Source organism: Abyssisolibacter fermentans, from assembly GCF_001559865.1.
Taxonomy (GTDB): domain Bacteria; phylum Bacillota; class Clostridia; order Tissierellales; family MCWD3; genus Abyssisolibacter; species Abyssisolibacter fermentans.
On the sequence record NZ_LOHE01000037.1, the window covers coordinates 219,177 to 236,492 of the forward strand.

Sequence of the window (17,316 nt, forward strand, 5' to 3'; positions counted from 1 at the left end):
TTCACTTGAAGCTTGTTTTTATAAGTAGAGGTATCAATACAAAGGTGGTTTTAATATGTCGGAAAACATAGCAAGTTTTCTATACAGGGTTTCAATGTATCTCTTGTTTATATTCGCTATATCATTTTTTTTAATCATGTATAGAAGTAGTGTAACCGCTATAGAAGTTGTTAAAGAAGATTTAAACAATGATAAGGCTCTTTATGAAAGTAATTTTAACTTTGAAGATTATCATGTAATTGGAGCTGACATAATTAGCTCAATAATAATCGGACTGGATAAGGATATCGTTGTCGATGGAGTATTAATAAGAAAAGATGAGAAATTTAATGATTTGTTAAAAGATGAAGCACTTAACTCTTTAGTTACAAGACCTAATGATATATATGATGTAAAAAACGATATAAATAGTAATGGGTTGATTACAAGGATAATATTCAGTAAAAGATAGGTGGTGATATCATGGAGGGTTCATTAAGTAAGATTGTTGCAATTATAGTTGCTTGCGTCATCTTTTTTATATATCCTATTATGACTATGTTTGAAAGACAAGATGATACAAGCAGAGTCTTTGTTCTTTCTGAGACTACAAAATTTGTTGACTCTGTGAGAAATCTTGGTTATATCAGTCCAAATATGTATCAAGAGTTCGTAAATAAGCTTTTAGCTACCAATAATATATATGATATACAAATGGAGCATCGTCATAGAAAGATAGATCCAGTTTATGGTGACCCTACAAATGTTGCTAGCTTTAAAGATGATATTGGTGTCAATTTTTCAGCATTTTATACAGATGATATTATGAAAGTACTCTTTCCAAATTCACATTCAAGCAATAATAAATATACATTTTCAAAAGGTGATTATTTCATGGTAAGAGTAGTAAACAAAAATAAAACAGTTGCAACAAAAATAAAGGAAATGTTATATAACGCTGATTTTGACAATGCACAAATATACATAGCTTATGGAGGTATGGTGAAAAATGAAAATTACTGACCTAGCGATTCTTTTTGTCATTATAACATTTCCCTTTGTTTTTCTACTAAACCTCAGGTGTGATAATTTAGAACTAGCTGCATATAAAAAAATGGAGCTTAACAGAGTATTAGATTGTGCAGTAGAAGATGGTGTTAATGATTTAGTAAATGTAGGAGGAGACAAACGGGTTGTCATTAGCAAAGACAGAGCTTTGCAATCCTTCTATAACTCACTTTTTATTAACCTTGATGTAATAGGTAATGAGATTGCACAGAGAAAAATAACGGGATATATACCCGTTATAGCAGTAGTTGATTATGATGGTTTTTATATTTTATCAAACGACGAGTATGCAGATAAAGATGGATACAAGATAATAAGTCCAATGTGGAAAGAAAAAATGCCATATAGCAAAGTATACGAAAATTATGTTATAAGCTTCACATTAAATGAAAATGTAAAGATTTATGACATATTGACAGGGGAGTACTATAGTGATTCGTATAAGGATTTAAAAAGTACTATTAGTAGTGAAATAATACAGAATGATTCTTTGTTCGAAGAAGTTAGAAGACGAACGATAATTGAAGCTCTAAAAAGAGAAATAAACTATAGAATAAATAAACATAATGAAGTAGCGAGACAGTTTGGTATAACCTACAATTTTTCTTTGCCAGTAATTAACGATGAAGATTGGTATAACACTGTTGACGATATTAGTATGATAGTTTTCTTTCAAGGCTTTCCTATAGGAGTAGGGAATGAAAGGTATAACAGCTATGCACTTGGTGGAGCAAGAGTAGTAAAACCAATAAAATTTTATATTCAAACAGACGTTTCAGGTTTAGAGTATTATCACAAAGATGGATGTCCTAAGCTGAAAACAAAATCAATAGCTGAGGAAAGTCAAATTAACTGTGCTAAGAAGGGTGCTTTACCTTGTCCAGTTTGCAAGCCATAAAATAAAAAGTAGGATAGGGAAATTTGTATTATTTTATAGTATTTATTTCTACCAGTAGCGATGAAAATCATATTGATTAATTGAATAAAGCAAGGGTTTGACATAAAAACCAGGAAAATATATAATAATACAGAAAATACAAATAAAGGGGGAAGCGTAAAATGAGAAAAATATTATTAATTACATTAGTTACAATATTGATGCTCTCGCAAGTAGCATTAGCGAGTGGTTTTAATGACGTAAAGAGCGATAGTTGGTATAAGCAGGATTTGGACTTCATAATCAATGATGCGAGGAAAATCATACAGGGCTATCCAGATGGGACATTTAAGCCAGGAGAGAAACTTACAGTAGAGCAGTTCATAAAATGCATAGTAGTAGCAAGTGGACATAATTTTAAAGCAGAAGAAGGACAAAGCTGGTCAGAACCATATAAAGCTAAAGCAATAGAGCTTGGATATGTCAAGGAAGGCGAAATAGTAGATTATACAAAGCCTATAACAAGAGGAGAAATGTCTAGAATAGTCGTCAGGGCAGTAGGTAATATAACAGGAGAATATGAATACAGAGACGCAGAAAAGATAAAACCTCTGATTGGTGATTTCAAGGATGTACCTGATGAGATAAATGAGTATGTAGTAAAAGTATATGATATGGGTATAATCGGGGGTTATCCAGATGGCACTTTCAAAGCAGAAAATATACTTACAAGAGCAGAAGCAACAGTGATAATAAGGCGTACTATAGATGTGAAAGCGAGGAAGAGTGTAGAGATAAAAGATGAAGCAGAAAAGAAATCAGAGGTTCAGATTTTTGATTTTAAAGGGCAAGAAGATAAAGTTGAATTTGCTGTTTTAATCAAAACAACAGCAGAACTAGAACCTCAATATAAAGAAGCAGAGACATACTTAAATCAAAAGGTAGGCGAGAAACTGACAAAGGAGATTATGGATTATGTAAAACTAAAGACTCATTATAAATACGAACTTGAATCCAAATACTATGATTGGGGTGATAAAAGAGTTCAAGTAGCATCACCTTGGGGAAATGGTTTAATTACCATACGTGGGTTGTAGGTGATATATATGAAGAATATTTTAATTTTTTTGAGTATGCTCCTGATATTTACATGTATAGGTGTTTTGGTACAGGCAGATGATGATATAAACCATTTAATACCAGATGTCAGTTATGAGGAAGTTGTTAATCAAGCGAATGATGAATTAGAAACTAAGTTTGGTCTAGAACAATATTTTGAAGAAGAAAACCGTATAAAAGCAAAACTTTGTGATGATACCTATTATCAATATAAGGTTATATCGTATGGAGAACCCACTGGAACTTATAATGAAGATGTTGGTGAATATAGGTATTTAGGTACAACAACAACAGGTGAGAGAATTCCAAACTATAAATATCCTTATGATAAAAAATCAAATAGAAAATTTGATGATATGAGTTGGATTGAAGATCCTTTTTTTAATAGTCGTGTGCTAGAAAGTTATCCAGACGTATTACCAACAGACTTCGATGACAGTAGAGATGATTACAAAGAGCAATTCATTGAAGGTATGAAGCTACAGCACGGCCCTTATTTTGAAAACAAGCCAGATGTACCGTGGGAGCAATACATGCATATAGTGCAGCCTCCTACAAAATACGCTTTTGGTTTAGCGAGGCTTTGGCATATAAGTAATGATGGAAGTCTGTGGTATATAGATGTGGCACTTGCACCAGGAATATTAATTAATCCAGAAGGTGTAGTTAATGTAAAACATGTTACTGATACAGGTATTTCATTAGGAAGGCACGATTATAGTAAGACTTTAGAAAAGGATAAAACCTATACTATAACTCCAGAGAGCATAGATGGATATGAATATCAATGTTTAAAGTTTGGATACGATAGTGAGCTAAAAGACGATACTTTAACAAATAAGACGAGTCATACTATAATTTACGATGAATCGTTTAATGAAGTGAATATAGTATTTATATATAAACGACAAGAAGGACAGACGAATGTAAATAGTAACATGGACGCACAGCCCACAGCGGTTATAAAAGCAGATGATAGAGTGAAAGAAAAATTCAACGTATTACTTGGAATACCTTCAGGAGAAGCACTTTATGCAAATGTATTTGCAAAAGAGTACCTATCCGATTACGAATTCAAGCAGATAAAAGGGACAAAAGAATTAAATGTTACAGTTACAAAAACATATAATTTAAAATGGTTAGAAAGCTATGAAGACACTGAGACCATAACGAATGATGAGGGAAAAGAAGTTGAAAAGAAAGTTACAAAATGGGAGGAAAAGTCAGCTACAGAAGCCATAACGAGAACCTACAAAATAGGAAAACCTTATGAGTATTGGATAATAGATAGATTAGAGGTATATAAACTCACAGGAGCGACACTAACAAAAGGAGCTCTACCTGACAATAAGATATCATTAACCACAAACAAGATTTACAATCTACCAAATGTTGACGTAGAGCATAGTGATAGCTTAGATGACCATGTAAAAGACCCACTACTAAATCTTGACTTAGGCACGAAAACATTAAATGGAGGAAAAAGAGGAAGACCAACTCCATCAGAGGATTTAAGAGTGGAAGCAAGTAGAAGGTTAGGAGAGTTAGAAGTAAGAAATGACAGATTAATATTTAATGGAGATCCAATAATGTCAGATGTTCCAACAACAACAAGTACAAAAGCTCCAAAACAAATACCGTCAGCGGGTATAATAAATAATAATGTGCTATATCAAGATAACATCGAAATACCTGTTAAAAAAAGGAATGGTGTATACTCAAGTGAAGGAGAAGTGCACTATGAAAGAATGAAAGACATAGAAATAAATCCAACAAAACCAGATAAGTACGATCAAAAAATAGATCCAAAAAAAATAAATCAAGTAGTAGTACACACACCAGTAGTATGTAATGCAGATGCGCATGACGATGAAAAATATAATCAAGAAATTAATCAGGGCGGTAATAGAAGGTCTCTAATATTAGGACGAGCATCAAGCATTAATTTTTCCGAAATAGGCAAGCACAAAGAAATACGGGGATACGGAGAAAGAAACTATTTAAAATACACAGCCTACAGACGATTAAAATTTCCATTTGACGTATATATTGGTACAACATATAGAGAACCTGGCAAATACCTAAAAGCGAATGATTGGTCTGAAAAAATACCGTCAGAACAATCAAAAATAGATCTGTACATACCTACATGGGCAGACGAGGGAGATTGGGAGGTGGAAGTCAGAGTAGCATCAAAGAATGCAGTAGATGAAGATTTTAATAAAACAGAATCTCCAGCAAATACAAACATAGAGGTATATGTGGCAACGAATAACATACCCGTTAGAGTAATAGGTAGAGTATATGGTATGAAAATAACAGATGTGGTAAATTATCCACTGTGGGAAGAAGTATTTAGAGTAGGAGAAAAAACATCAAAACATACAGGAAACTACTACTGGGTAGGTCTAAATAATCATAACGGAGAAGCTATAAGAAGTGATGAACGCCAGACTTTACCATTAATGGAGGGAAGTCACCCTAAATATATAAATAGGGGTGCAATGAAACCGGGCTACAAATTTAGATTTGAACTAGAAAGTATAGGAAACTACTTTGGAGACTATGACTGCATAGAAATACTACCAGAATTTTATTTTGTAGACAAAGATGGAATAGAAAGAAAAGAAGTAGACCTGTGGTATATGACATGGGATGAAGAAAAAAAGAAAGATAAACTATTTAAAATAGGAGAAGGAAAAGACCACGAAAAGCAATATAGGATTCATATAGAAATGGGAGAGCCACATAGGAATGTACCAGAAGAAGCTATAAAAGACACAGTGGATATAATGGGAGCGGATTACAATTCGTACAAATATATCAAAAGTTCAATAGGCTTTCATGATGACATAATATTAGCAAGATGGGTTAGAACATTCGTAGGAAATACAGAAGATTTACCACCAGAAATATTAAACGAAGAAAGAGAAGATAAAGTAGATGAAGAAAGAGTGAAAAAATCAGTACAGCATTGGTATGGAGAATACTATCTTCCAAACGATGTATATGCATGTGAGCCAAACTTTGATGTAATAGAATACGCAAGAACACATAATGGAATAGATTTCAATGAAGACTTTTGGTTGAGAAAAGGATTTATAGTAGTGAATTTTGATATAAGGACAGTAAAGGAGGCAAAATTCGGAAGTCCAGTACTAAGCTACAAAGCACCAAAGTGTAACATGTGGGAAGTAGAAGGCTTTAATACAAAAAAATGCGGATTTGATTTAAAAACACGAGATAATACCATAGAATTCAAGATTCAATGTGGAGATATAGTATTTTACAGAGCAGATGAAAAAGCATCAGATGATTATAAGGTAATGGGAACTCATTAGATTGTACTATTAACAATTATTACTTAGTACTATGATGTTGCACATTTAAAAACCTCATAAATAAGTGAATATATGATAAAATGATGAAGATAGCAATTTTCATTGAAAAAATCATATCGAAATAGCAGGGGGATTACTATATGAAACAATTTTTTGTAAAAATTAGAGAAAAACAAGCTAGAATTACTGAATGGGGAGATAAAAATAATCCTGAGATTATTTGCTTACATGGTTTAGGTAGTACAAGTTTGAGTTTTATTGAGATTGGTGAGTTATTACAAGATAGATACCATATACTATCAATTGATTTACCGGGACATGGCAAAACACCTAGTTTTGAAAAAGATGAAGATTATGGATATGAAAATTTGATTAATTGGGTAGTAGAATTGATAGATATCATTGGTAAAGATACATTTTATTTATTAGCACATTCGGCTGGAGCAAGCATAGCCTTACATTATGCCGCTGAGTGTCCTGAAAGAGTTAACAAAATGTTACTGTTAGATGGGGGATATCATAACAACCAAATGTGTTATGATTATTTTATTAAATTATATAAAAGTGGAAAACTTGGATATAAGCCAAATTGTTCGTTAGAGGAAGAGATAACGTATTATGAAGATGATTTTGACAAATTTATTTTCGATGATAAAGAGAGCTTTTTAAAGACAGAAAAATCAAATTATAAAAGATGGTCAAAGTTGTTGGAAACAGCAGTATATGATTTGATGAGAGAAGAGGATTGTAAAATTAAATATCATGCTACAGGTGATACTGCCAGAGGGTTTATTAAATTTCAGTACAATGTATATAAAACATTGAAATTTGATAGCATTAAAAGTGATATATTGCTTTTGTATGTTGACCTTCCTGAGGAGTATTTTGAGATAAGGAAGTTGATGATTGAAGCATTTGAAAAGAAAATTAAATTGACTGCTAAAGCATATAGAGATACAACACATATGATTCATTGGGATAGACCTAATGAAGTTGCTAGAGATATTGTGAATTGGTTTAAATAATAAAATCTATTGATGAGAAGATCATATTCCTTATGGAATATGGTCTTTTATGATATTTAATTCAATAACTAACAGCTCCTAGATTACCACCAATAAAGAAAATATTAATTCACACAAACAGTAAAAAAGCAAATAAGAACACTGGAAAATTATAGTTAAATATTTTGGATATGTAAAATTTCCTTTCTATTTTAATTTTTTCTTTTTTTATTTTTAACTTCTATATTTATAGATGATTTAAAAGATTTTTACTTACTTAATTATGTAAAGATATTTATAGGTATAAGGGGAAAAATTTTAGTAAAACCTTTGAAAAGAATAGTAAAAATAACTATAATAAAAGAATAGAATCTGATGAAAGGGTTAAATCTTATGTTAAAAATAGGTGCAAGAAATTTGAAAACAGCGATAGCTGTTTTTATTAGCTTAATTATTTGCAAGCTTTTAAAACAGACATATCCTTTTTACGCATGTATTGCAGCAGTAATATGTATGCAAAATTCTGTTGAGAATTCATTTGTTATTGGTAAAAATAGAATGATAGGAACAATAATAGGTGGTATACTGGGATATTTGTTATCAGTATTGTTTGGTAATAGTTCTGTAATGTGTGCTTTAGGAATTATTATAGTGATATATATTTGTAATTTACTAGATAAGAAAGGTTCTGTAGTAATATCTTGTATAGTATTTATTGCAATTATGGTAAATCTAAAAGATGTTTCAGCACTTGAATATGCTGTTCTTAGGGTAATAGATACCTTGATAGGTATACTTGTTGCAATATTAGTCAATAAATATATAAAGATTGAAAAAATAAAGCTTTCTAAGCTGTTTAAAAAGAAGGAACTAGATTAGTAGAAAGTTAATTTAACCTAGATTATTTATATTACATTAAATAATTTTCTATGAATAACTGGGTTAAATACTATCGCGATAAAGATCCACATATAAATTACCGTTAGTGGACAATGCTGCAAAACTGACGTCTTCTATGCTATTTATTTTTCTTTTGAGTAGTTGTTTATACAGCCATTCTTTGTCTATGTTATTTTTTTGAAGGTTTTTTTCAATTATTTTGCCATCTAGAATTATTTCAGTAGCAAGTCCTTCGTATTGAGTAGCAAGTTTAAGGTCATGAGGAGTTAATGCTCTATTCTGAGATTTTAGTTTGACACTAAACCCTCCATTAGATTCAAGAATAGCAAATTCAACTTGATTAATATCAAATATGCCTTCTTGCCTTAGTTGTTCATTTAAGTAATCATAGGAATAGTTTAATTTAGACATAGTATTTTCTAGAATTTTTCCATTTTCAATTAGTATTGTAGGTTTTCCAGCAAAAAAATCTCTAATAGTTTTCGATTTCATAGATAAATATGATACTAACATGATAATTATAGTTATTAAAGTCATTGAAAAAATAAATGTTGAAATATTTATTTTTGTATTAAAAGCGAGATTACCACCTATAGTTCCAAGTGTAGTAGTAGCAATATAGTCAAAATAAGTTAGGTTTGCTAAGCTTCTTTTAGTTAGTAGTTTTGTTGCGGTAAATAGAAATATTAGAGCTAACACCACACGTAATAATATGTTTAAAGGATTAAACAATATAATTACCTCCATTATTATATTCAAAATAATTATATCTCGAACGTATAACAATTAATCATGTAATCTGTTATATTAAATCATAATATTGTTTTATACCTTTTTAACCCAGCTAATTTAGCTGAATTTACTGCTACTTTATATTCCTCTTGATATGCTTCTATTGATTTCTTTAAATTTAAAGGATTCATGAGCAGGATAGTATTGAGCCATAATATTTACATAAGTATCTGTAGATATTTCATCTACTAAAAATTGCATTATTTTTTTTGTACCAGCTAGATTATGTGGAAGTACTAAATGTCTAACAAGAAGACCCTTATAAGCAATGTTATTATCATCAGTTTTTAGATTATTAACTTGCCTATACATTTCTTTTACAGCTTTTTTTGCAATCGTATAATAGTTTTTTACACCTAAATATTTTTCTGCAATATCATCATCAGAAAATTTAATGTCAGGCATGTAAATATCTACAATGCATTCTAATAATTTAAGTGTATCAGTTAAGTCATAACCATTAGTATTATAAACTATAGGTATATTTAAACCTTTTTTAGCTGCTATAAATATTGCTTCTACTATTTGTGGGACTATATGACTTGGAGATACAAGGTTAATATTATGACATCCTATGTTTTGTAAAGAAAGCATCATTTCAGAAAGCTTAGTCGTATTTACTGTTTGACCTTCTCCACAGTAGCTTATTTCATAGTTCTGACAAAATACACATCTTAAGTTACAATATGAGAAAAATATTGTCCCTGATCCATATGTCCCTACCAATTCTTTTTCTTCACCAAAGTGCGCTTCAGCTCCAGATATAACACAATCATTCAATGTTTTACAATACCCTCTTTCTCCCTTTAGTCTGTTTACACCACATTGATGAGGACAAAGAACACAATTCTTAAGCATTTGATTCAAGGTTGTAACTCTCTTTTCTAATTCACCATTTGATAATAAATTTAAATAACTAGGTTTATTCACATCAATCATCCTTTACTCAATAATTTTACTAAATAGTATTTTATCCTTTACAGAAAATAATACACCCCATTAATCCTGAAAATTCTTCGAAATAACATGTTACAGAAAAAAGGTGTTTAAAAAAAAGATGAGATATATAATTAGAAATATTTATTAAAATAGATATACAAGGTGATGAGGTATAAATGGATTGAGAATGAGAAAACTACATGATATTAAGTATAATTATATTTAGATTACTAATAAAATTAAAAATATTAGAATTATTTGGAACTTTTTTAAAACAGCAAAAGTCTAATAAGTATAATAAAATAATAATTACTACATATAAAGGAGATGTAGATGTATGAAAATTAAAAGATTGTTTATTTTGATTTTGAGTTTCGTGATAGTTATGACTTCTAGTGCTTTTGCAAAAAGTATTAATAATAATATTAATTTAAAATGTAGATTAAATATTGAACAGGATTTAAATAAGTTATTATTAGAACGAGTGCGACTATTTTTAGGTGAGGAAGAGCAGTGTAAAATAAAATATAATCTATTAGATAATAAACTACCTGAGAATGTTGAAAAATGGGTTGATGAGAATAAAAAACTAAAAAAAACTTGTGAAATAAAGAAGATAGACAATAAAAATTATGTATATGTAATGCAACAAACGCCTAGTTCAGGGTATCAAATTAAAATACATGATGTTCAATCTACTAATGATGTTTTGTTAGTAAAATATCAAGCTGAGTTAATCAATAAGGATGCAGTTAATTTACAAGTTATATCATATCCATATACAGTATTTGAAATAGAAAATAATAAAGATTATAAGAAAATAATAGCTAAAAATACTATAAATCCTGTTAATGTAAGTCCAATTGTTGATAAAGAAGCTGTGAATTATAAGCTTGTAGAAAATAAGAATTTTACCGAAAAAATAAAAAAATGGGTAAATGAAAATAAAAAATCAAAAAAGTTGCAAGGTATTAAAAAAATAGATGATAAAACCTATGTATATATAATGCAGGAAGTTTCAACATCAGGATATAATATTCAAGTTGAGGATTTATATTCTGTAGGTGAAAATTTATTTATTAATTATCAAGCTAAATTATTTGACAAAAATATCTGTGTGCTAGATGTTATATCGTATCCATATGCAGTACTGGAGATTGATAACAATAAAGATTATAAAAAAATATATTCGTCTACAAAGTGTTTTTTTTCAAATATTAAAGATAGCAAATTAATCGATGCAATAGATAATGCAAACAATAGAAAATAATAACAAAGAGACCGTATTCTTTACTGCTGTATGGAACACGGTCTCTTTGTAAGCAGAGAACTCAAATCTTGATTTAGTGTTGAATCGCTTACTCCTAGGAACAAAGTGAGTAGGAGATGTTATTATATGATGTTTATATACATATCAACTAGTTCTGGATCAAATTGTCTACCAGAGTATTTTTTAAGCTCTTTTATAGCTTCTTTTTTACTTAAGGCTTTTCTATAAGGTCTATCATTTGTCATAGCATCATAAGCATCTGCTATAGACAAAATTCTACATTCTAATGGAATTTCCTCCCCTTTTAGACCTATTGGATAACCAGAGCCATCCCACCATTCATGATGCTTTAGAATCCAATCTGATATAAGTACTAAATCTGGTGAAGTTCTAGCTATTTTATATCCAATTTCAGAATGTCTCTGTATATTTTTTCGCTCTTCTTTATTTAAAGGACCGTTTTTAAATAATATTTTATCAGATATACCTACTTTACCAATATCATGAAATTTAGCAAACAGTATCAGATCTCCGTACATATTCTTTGGAAGTTTATATGCTTTAGCTAATTTGATTACTAACTCTTCAAGTCTTTCAGCATGACCTTGAGTAATAAAATCTCTAGCATCTAAAGCCTTAGTAAGAGTTTGAATTAATGAACTTCTAATACTATTACTATTAAGCAGTTTCCTTCTATACATGTAATCATCAGCTTGCTTAAATATATCACGTAAATCCATATCATTATCAGTTTTAATAGCATAACCTATTGAAGCACTTAGCTTTATTTCTTTTTTGCTATTATAGTTATCAATTTCTTCTTTAATGAGTTCAATGATGTTTTGTATATAACAGCGGTTTGTATCAGATAAAAGTACTACAAACTCATCGCCACCTATTCTAGCTATTGTATCAGTATTGTTCACACATTTTATTAAAATACTAGCAAAATCGATTAATAGTTTATCTCCAACCTTATGACCGAAAGTATCATTTATTAGTTTAAGTCCATCAATATCACATATTATAATACCTGTTGATAAATTCTTTTTATTTAGTTCATCCATTTCCTTTTCAAAGTAATTTCTGTTATAAACTTTAGTTAGAGTATCATGGTATATGAGATAATTTAGTTTTTTATTGATGATTATTTTATTAATACTCATACCAACAATTTGAGAGAAAATCCTTAGAAGATTTATATCTTCATTACTACAAGTAAAATTATTCTCTATGTAATCTAATCCAATAAAACCATATAATTCGTCGCCAATAAATATAGGCATAGCAACTAATGAAATTATATTTTGTTCAAGCAAGATTTTTTTTTCGTTTTCAGCTTCTGGAGGTAGTTTATTGACATCTTTAATTATTATATAATCTTTGTTATGCAGCTTTTTCATCCACCAAGGAAACATAGTTGCAGGTAAGTTTTGGAGTTTGTTAATTTGTGGAAAAACCCCCTTGGCACACCATTCTTGAGTATTTGTTAAAGTATCGTATTTGTTATCATAGTCAAATATATATATCCTAGATGAGTTGGTTAAATTTCCAATTTTCTCGAAAGAATAATTCATTTTATCATAAAAATTATCTAGATTTATGAATTTATATGATATATCTTTAATAGCTTTTTCAAATTTTAGTTTTCTTTTTAAAGCATTCTGTGTTTTTTTTAGATCAGTTATGTTAACAGCAAATTCGAATCTAACATCTCTGCCATCTATCCATTTGATAATTTTATCAGCTAAAATATAATGTTTATCTAGGATTTGATTATAATATTCCCACTTGTATATTTCGTTTTTATTTTCTAATATTATTTTATTACTACAAAAGCTACATGGTTCTTTAAATCCTTGAAGCGCTTCATAACATTTTTTACCTATTGGGTTATTTTTCAAAGAATTAATTAATGCTTCATTTGCAAATATTATTTCATATGTCTCAGGGTCAGATATATATATATTTTCATAAATGTTGTTCAATAATCTAGTTAAGTATTTATATATCATCAAATAATTAAAATTTTCAGAATTTTCCTTTACTAAATTGAAACTATCTTCTAATGAGTTTATTTTTTTTGTAAGCTCATCTTTGTTTAGTTTATTATAATCCATAAAAATCACCCCTAATTGATGTAGTAAATTAATTATTTAACCCCATTATTCATATAGGTTGAATAATATGTTGCATAGTATATTAGAAGATTACAGCGAATCTGAAGGCATTCTGAGCCAGCTTGTCTTCTATTTTAAGGATATCTTTAAATAGAATATTATTAATATAATTAGAACTTTGATTTTAGAAAGCATGCATATGTAATTATAGATTTTAATTTATTTTATTGTTTTTTATAATATAATTAGGATTAAAGCAAAAATTGAAGTTAAAATTAAAAATTTTGTTGAAAGATTTTATTTGTTATGAATAATATGGGTATATATATATATTATACATCTTACAATACTATACGTACAAACAAAAAAACTTTAAATTCGACAAAATTATTGATATATTTGATTTTCACACCATAAGTGGAGAAAAATTTTTTTGAAGTTTTGTTTTTAGCTTAACAAGTTTATAAGTAATAAAAGAACTTTTTATAAATTATTATTGATAAACATCTTTTGTGTTATAATAGTATCGATTTTACTAAATAAGAGGAGAATAATTATGAATGATTATAGTGTTTTTGATATATTAGGTCCAATAATGGTTGGACCATCAAGTTCTCATACAGCTGGAGCTGCTAGACTAGGCATGGCGGCAAGATGTATAGCTGGTGATGATTTTGATAATGTTGATTTTTATTTATATGGATCATTTGCTAAAACATATAAGGGACATGGAACAGATAAAGCGTTAACAGCTGGGATTTTAGGAATGAACCCTAGTGATACAGATTTAAGGAACTCATTAGCTATTGCTAAGAAAAAAGGAATAAGAGTATACTTTATAAAAAAGGATGATGAAGTTTCTCATCCTAATACAGTTAAAATTGTAGTACGCAAAAAAAATGGCACTACAACAGAGATTGTAGGCGCATCAATAGGTGGAGGAAATATTTATATAAAAAATATAGATGGTTATGATGTAGAATTAACAGGAAAGCTTCCTACAATAATTATAAGACATATGGATAAAAAAGGGATGATAAGTAAGGTTTCAACTGTATTAGCTGGTAGTGGCTTAAATATAGCTACTATGAAAGTAAGTAGGATCAAGAAAGGTAATCAGGCCTCTATGATTATAGAAGTAGACGAAAAAATAACTAAGAAAATAATTCAAGATTTAAATAACATAGATGATATTATAGTAGCTAGAGCAATTAATTCACTAGAGGAAAGGAGTTAAATTATGTTCAATACTGGAGAAGAATTATTGAAAATCACTGAAGAAAATGGTTTAAAGATATCAGAAGTAGTATTAGCTTGTGAATGTGAATACACTGGGCTGACACATGAAGATATAAGAAATAAAATGAATGAAACTTTAGAAATTATGAAAAAATCAGCTCAAGCAGGTTTAGAAAAAGAAATAAAATCTGTAGGTGGTATTATTGGCGGAGATGCTAAGAAAGTTTTTGACTATACAAATAAAGGTAAGACATTATGCGGACAAAATATTAATAAAGCGATAGCTAGAGCGTATTCATGTGCAGAAGTAAATGCAGGTATGGGACAAATTTGTGCTGCTCCAACTGCTGGTTCATGCGGAATAATACCAGCTTCAGTGCTAACAGCAGCAGAAATATATAAATCAAGTGATAACGATATCATAGATGCTTTATTAACAGCTTCCGGGATAGGGATGATAATATCAAAGAATGCAACAGTATCAGGTGCAGAAGGAGGATGTCAAGCTGAATGTGGTTCAGCAGCAGCAATGGCATCAGCAGCAATTGTAGAGTTAGCAGGCGGAACACCTGAGATGTCTTTACATGCAGCTGCAATAGCTATTAAAAACATAATGGGGCTAATATGCGATCCAGTAGCAGGACTAGTAGAAGCACCTTGTGCTAAAAGAAATGCTTCAGGTACAGTTAATGCTTTGATATGTGCTGACATGGTTTTAGCAGGAGTAAGGAGTATAATACCTTTTGATGAGGTTATTGATGCAATGTATAGGGTAGGCAGGATGCTGCCATTCGAATTAAAGGAAACTGCTTTAGGTGGTGTTGCAGCTACTCCTACAGGGATTGAGATAAGTAATAGAATATTTAATAAATAGTTAGGTTGACTCAAAATGGCGAATTACTGCGTTATGAGTGGAGAACCCAAATCTATGATTTTGAGCAGGGAACTAAAATCTGTGATTTTATGTGAGTCGCTTATTCATATGAATATGAGGTACAACTCATCGCTTACTCAGAGGAAGAATGAGTCTGAGTTGCATAAATAGTCTTATGACTAGTCACTTACCAAAGATGATATTTTTCTTTGATTAATGAAATGCTCCCCTTTAGTGTTAGATTTTTTTTATCACTTAAGGGGAGTATTTTTATATATTTAAATCATTTTTTTATCTTATAAGACAAATTGTATTGGATAATTATTACATATGTGATAACATGTACATAAAGGAAACTATAAAGAATTATGTTTTCTTATACCTAGCATTTTTATTAATAACAAGATTGGAGTGAAATGGTATGAAGTATAGAGGTGTAAACATAAAAATAGTAAAAGGAGATATTACTACTTTAGAAGTTGATGCTGTTGTAAATGCAGCTAATACTTCATTGCTAGGAGGTAGTGGTGTTGATGGAGCTATACATAAAGCTGGAGGAGAGTCTATACTTAATGAGTGTAAAAAAATTGGAGGGTGTCCTGTTGGCAAGGCAAAAATAACAGGTGCGGGAAATATGCCTAGCAAATATGTTATACATACAGTTGGACCTATATACAGAGATGGTATGCATGATGAACCAGAGCTATTATATGAAGCCTATTACAATTCTTTGAAGTTAGCTTTTGATTATGGAATCAAATCAATAGCATTTCCTGCAATATCTACAGGAGTTTACGGTTATCCAAAAAAGGACGCATCACTTATAGCAATCAAAGCAGTTAAAGATTTTATAGATAACAATTCAAATAGTATAATGGAAATCATTTTTGTTTTATTTACTCAAGAAGACTATGAACTGTATGAAAAATTAATAAAATAAAGTTAAGTTAATTAGGAAGGAGTAAATATTGTCTAAATATATAAGAATGATATTTCGTGTTATAACACTTGGAGCTATTTATATTATTGTTCAGAAGCTAATTGCAGTAGTTGTCAGTTTAGTATGTTTTGTTTTTAATATTGAAGAAAAAGTTTATAGCTATGCTGGTTATTGCAACTTAATAATAATTTTAAGTGTGCTGATGACTTTTTTTATTTATTTTTTTACATTGCAATTTAAAGGTGAGAATATTTTTTTATATTGTAAGTTCAAAATTACAAAATATAAGACTGTATTATATGCATTTTTTTTAGGAATGTCAATAAATATACTTGCAGCAGTTGCTATTAATTTTATTGACTTACAACAATATGAGTCGACTGATATTGAATTACTTGAAATCATGATTAAGCAAAATAATTTTATCATATCAATTTTGCTTATTGGTATAATAGTTCCGATATTTGAAGAAATATTATTTAGAGGTTTGATATTTAATGAACTAAAAAAAGGTGTAAACATCTATTTAGCTGTAATATTGCAAGCTTTAGTATTTGGAGCATATCATGGCAATCTTATTCAAGGCATTTTTACATCAATACTGGGTGTTGTTTTAGGAATTGCATATATTTATACAAAATCTATCTGGATTCCTATATTTATACATATAGGCAATAATTGCTTAAGTATTTTTTTATCAAAAAATTTATCCGAAATTACTATATTAAGTTCAAAATTAGTTATAACAATAATAATATTGTCAATATTAGTTTTAACAATATGTATAAGACATATCATTAGATGTAAACCTAATAATAAACAAGATGTTTTTGATATATGAAAAATAGACTGGG

General features: G+C 29.5%; 17 protein-coding genes. 14 read left to right on the forward strand and 3 right to left on the reverse strand.

What is annotated here, in order from left to right; genetic code table 11:
- The first annotated feature begins 55 nt into the window (after positions 1–55).
- From AYC61_RS04620 to AYC61_RS04650, 7 genes are all read left to right on the forward strand, one after another.
- Complete coding sequence (locus tag AYC61_RS04620; protein ID WP_066497527.1) at positions 56–451, forward strand: hypothetical protein; 396 nt, start codon at positions 56–58, stop codon at positions 449–451.
- A gap of 11 nt (positions 452–462) precedes the next feature.
- The gene (locus tag AYC61_RS04625; protein ID WP_066497529.1) at positions 463–1,002 is read left to right on the forward strand and encodes a hypothetical protein; all 540 of its coding nucleotides are present in this window, start codon (positions 463–465) and stop codon (positions 1,000–1,002) included.
- Positions 989–1,945 (forward strand): hypothetical protein, encoded by a 957-nt coding sequence (locus tag AYC61_RS04630; RefSeq protein WP_066497536.1) that lies wholly within the window; start codon positions 989–991, stop codon positions 1,943–1,945. The genes AYC61_RS04625 and AYC61_RS04630 overlap by 14 nt, the downstream gene beginning before the upstream one ends.
- A 161-nt stretch (positions 1,946–2,106) precedes the next feature.
- Positions 2,107–3,021: an S-layer homology domain-containing protein gene (locus AYC61_RS04635; protein ID WP_066497539.1), complete on the forward strand. Its 915-nt coding sequence runs from the start codon at positions 2,107–2,109 to the stop codon at positions 3,019–3,021.
- A gap of 9 nt (positions 3,022–3,030) precedes the next feature.
- Positions 3,031–6,384: a DUF5704 domain-containing protein gene (locus AYC61_RS04640; RefSeq protein WP_066497540.1), complete on the forward strand. Its 3,354-nt coding sequence runs from the start codon at positions 3,031–3,033 to the stop codon at positions 6,382–6,384.
- A gap of 140 nt (positions 6,385–6,524) precedes the next feature.
- Positions 6,525–7,409: an alpha/beta fold hydrolase gene (locus AYC61_RS04645; RefSeq protein WP_066497541.1), complete on the forward strand. Its 885-nt coding sequence runs from the start codon at positions 6,525–6,527 to the stop codon at positions 7,407–7,409.
- A gap of 372 nt (positions 7,410–7,781) precedes the next feature.
- The gene (locus AYC61_RS04650) at positions 7,782–8,267 is read left to right on the forward strand and encodes an FUSC family protein (RefSeq protein ID WP_156456347.1); all 486 of its coding nucleotides are present in this window, start codon (positions 7,782–7,784) and stop codon (positions 8,265–8,267) included.
- Positions 8,268–8,330: 63 nt separating this feature from the next.
- Here AYC61_RS04650 and AYC61_RS04655 read toward each other — a convergent pair whose 3' ends face one another.
- Together AYC61_RS04655 and AYC61_RS04660 are read right to left on the reverse strand one after the other, a co-directional pair.
- Positions 8,331–9,020, reverse strand: coding sequence for a YetF domain-containing protein (locus AYC61_RS04655; protein ID WP_242866738.1), 690 nt, complete (start codon positions 9,018–9,020; stop codon positions 8,331–8,333).
- Between the two features lie 138 nt (positions 9,021–9,158).
- On the reverse strand, positions 9,159–10,010 hold the full coding sequence (locus tag AYC61_RS04660) for a radical SAM protein (RefSeq protein ID WP_242866739.1): 852 nt from the start codon (positions 10,008–10,010) through the stop codon (positions 9,159–9,161).
- 209 nt (positions 10,011–10,219) lie between these two features.
- Between AYC61_RS04660 and AYC61_RS21045 the strand changes: the two genes are divergently transcribed.
- Both AYC61_RS21045 and AYC61_RS04665 read left to right on the forward strand, forming a co-directional pair.
- Complete coding sequence (locus AYC61_RS21045; RefSeq protein ID WP_156456350.1) at positions 10,220–10,360, forward strand: hypothetical protein; 141 nt, start codon at positions 10,220–10,222, stop codon at positions 10,358–10,360.
- Positions 10,357–11,289, forward strand: a complete 933-nt coding sequence (locus AYC61_RS04665) for a protease complex subunit PrcB family protein (protein WP_066497544.1) — start codon at positions 10,357–10,359, stop codon at positions 11,287–11,289. Before AYC61_RS21045 ends, AYC61_RS04665 begins: the two co-directional genes overlap by 4 nt.
- 122 nt (positions 11,290–11,411) lie before the next feature.
- Here AYC61_RS04665 and AYC61_RS04670 read toward each other — a convergent pair whose 3' ends face one another.
- The gene (locus AYC61_RS04670; protein WP_066497546.1) at positions 11,412–13,409 is read right to left on the reverse strand and encodes a diguanylate cyclase domain-containing protein; all 1,998 of its coding nucleotides are present in this window, start codon (positions 13,407–13,409) and stop codon (positions 11,412–11,414) included.
- A 306-nt stretch (positions 13,410–13,715) separates the two neighbouring features.
- On the opposite strand from AYC61_RS04670, the gene AYC61_RS22255 reads away from it, so the two are divergent.
- The 5 genes from AYC61_RS22255 (at position 13,716) to AYC61_RS04690 (ending at position 17,303) form a co-directional block, all read left to right on the forward strand.
- Positions 13,716–13,826 carry a hypothetical protein gene (locus tag AYC61_RS22255; RefSeq protein ID WP_156456351.1) on the forward strand — a complete coding sequence of 37 codons (111 nt, stop codon included), beginning with the start codon at positions 13,716–13,718 and terminating at the stop codon, positions 13,824–13,826.
- Positions 13,827–13,965: 139 nt separating this feature from the next.
- Positions 13,966–14,646, forward strand: coding sequence for an L-serine ammonia-lyase, iron-sulfur-dependent subunit beta (sdaAB, locus tag AYC61_RS04675; protein WP_066497547.1), 681 nt, complete (start codon positions 13,966–13,968; stop codon positions 14,644–14,646).
- The gene (gene sdaAA / locus AYC61_RS04680; protein WP_156456352.1) at positions 14,647–15,522 is read left to right on the forward strand and encodes an L-serine ammonia-lyase, iron-sulfur-dependent, subunit alpha; all 876 of its coding nucleotides are present in this window, start codon (positions 14,647–14,649) and stop codon (positions 15,520–15,522) included.
- A gap of 421 nt (positions 15,523–15,943) precedes the next feature.
- Complete coding sequence (locus AYC61_RS04685) at positions 15,944–16,462, forward strand: O-acetyl-ADP-ribose deacetylase (protein WP_066497552.1); 519 nt, start codon at positions 15,944–15,946, stop codon at positions 16,460–16,462.
- 28 nt (positions 16,463–16,490) lie between these two features.
- The gene (locus tag AYC61_RS04690) at positions 16,491–17,303 is read left to right on the forward strand and encodes a CPBP family intramembrane glutamic endopeptidase (RefSeq protein WP_066497555.1); all 813 of its coding nucleotides are present in this window, start codon (positions 16,491–16,493) and stop codon (positions 17,301–17,303) included.
- The last annotated feature ends 13 nt before the right edge of the window (positions 17,304–17,316 follow it).

Excerpts from the sequence above, each read along its gene's own strand:
- AYC61_RS04625 (WP_066497529.1), top strand. The coding sequence starts at position 463 with ATGGAGGGTTCATTAAGTAAGATTGTTGCAATTATAGTTGCTTGCGTC.
- AYC61_RS04670 (WP_066497546.1), bottom strand. The coding sequence starts at position 13,409 with ATGGATTATAATAAACTAAACAAAGATGAGCTTACAAAAAAAATAAAC.
- AYC61_RS21045 (WP_156456350.1), top strand. The coding sequence starts at position 10,220 with ATGATATTAAGTATAATTATATTTAGATTACTAATAAAATTAAAAATA.
- AYC61_RS04635 (WP_066497539.1), top strand. The coding sequence starts at position 2,107 with ATGAGAAAAATATTATTAATTACATTAGTTACAATATTGATGCTCTCG.
- AYC61_RS22255 (WP_156456351.1), top strand. The coding sequence starts at position 13,716 with ATGAATAATATGGGTATATATATATATTATACATCTTACAATACTATA.
- AYC61_RS04685 (WP_066497552.1), top strand. The coding sequence starts at position 15,944 with ATGAAGTATAGAGGTGTAAACATAAAAATAGTAAAAGGAGATATTACT.
- AYC61_RS04630 (WP_066497536.1), top strand. The coding sequence starts at position 989 with ATGAAAATTACTGACCTAGCGATTCTTTTTGTCATTATAACATTTCCC.
- AYC61_RS04650 (WP_156456347.1), top strand. The coding sequence starts at position 7,782 with ATGTTAAAAATAGGTGCAAGAAATTTGAAAACAGCGATAGCTGTTTTT.
- AYC61_RS04665 (WP_066497544.1), top strand. The coding sequence starts at position 10,357 with ATGAAAATTAAAAGATTGTTTATTTTGATTTTGAGTTTCGTGATAGTT.
- AYC61_RS04645 (WP_066497541.1), top strand. The coding sequence starts at position 6,525 with ATGAAACAATTTTTTGTAAAAATTAGAGAAAAACAAGCTAGAATTACT.
- AYC61_RS04620 (WP_066497527.1), top strand. The coding sequence starts at position 56 with ATGTCGGAAAACATAGCAAGTTTTCTATACAGGGTTTCAATGTATCTC.
- sdaAB (WP_066497547.1), top strand. The coding sequence starts at position 13,966 with ATGAATGATTATAGTGTTTTTGATATATTAGGTCCAATAATGGTTGGA.
- AYC61_RS04640 (WP_066497540.1), top strand. The coding sequence starts at position 3,031 with ATGAAGAATATTTTAATTTTTTTGAGTATGCTCCTGATATTTACATGT.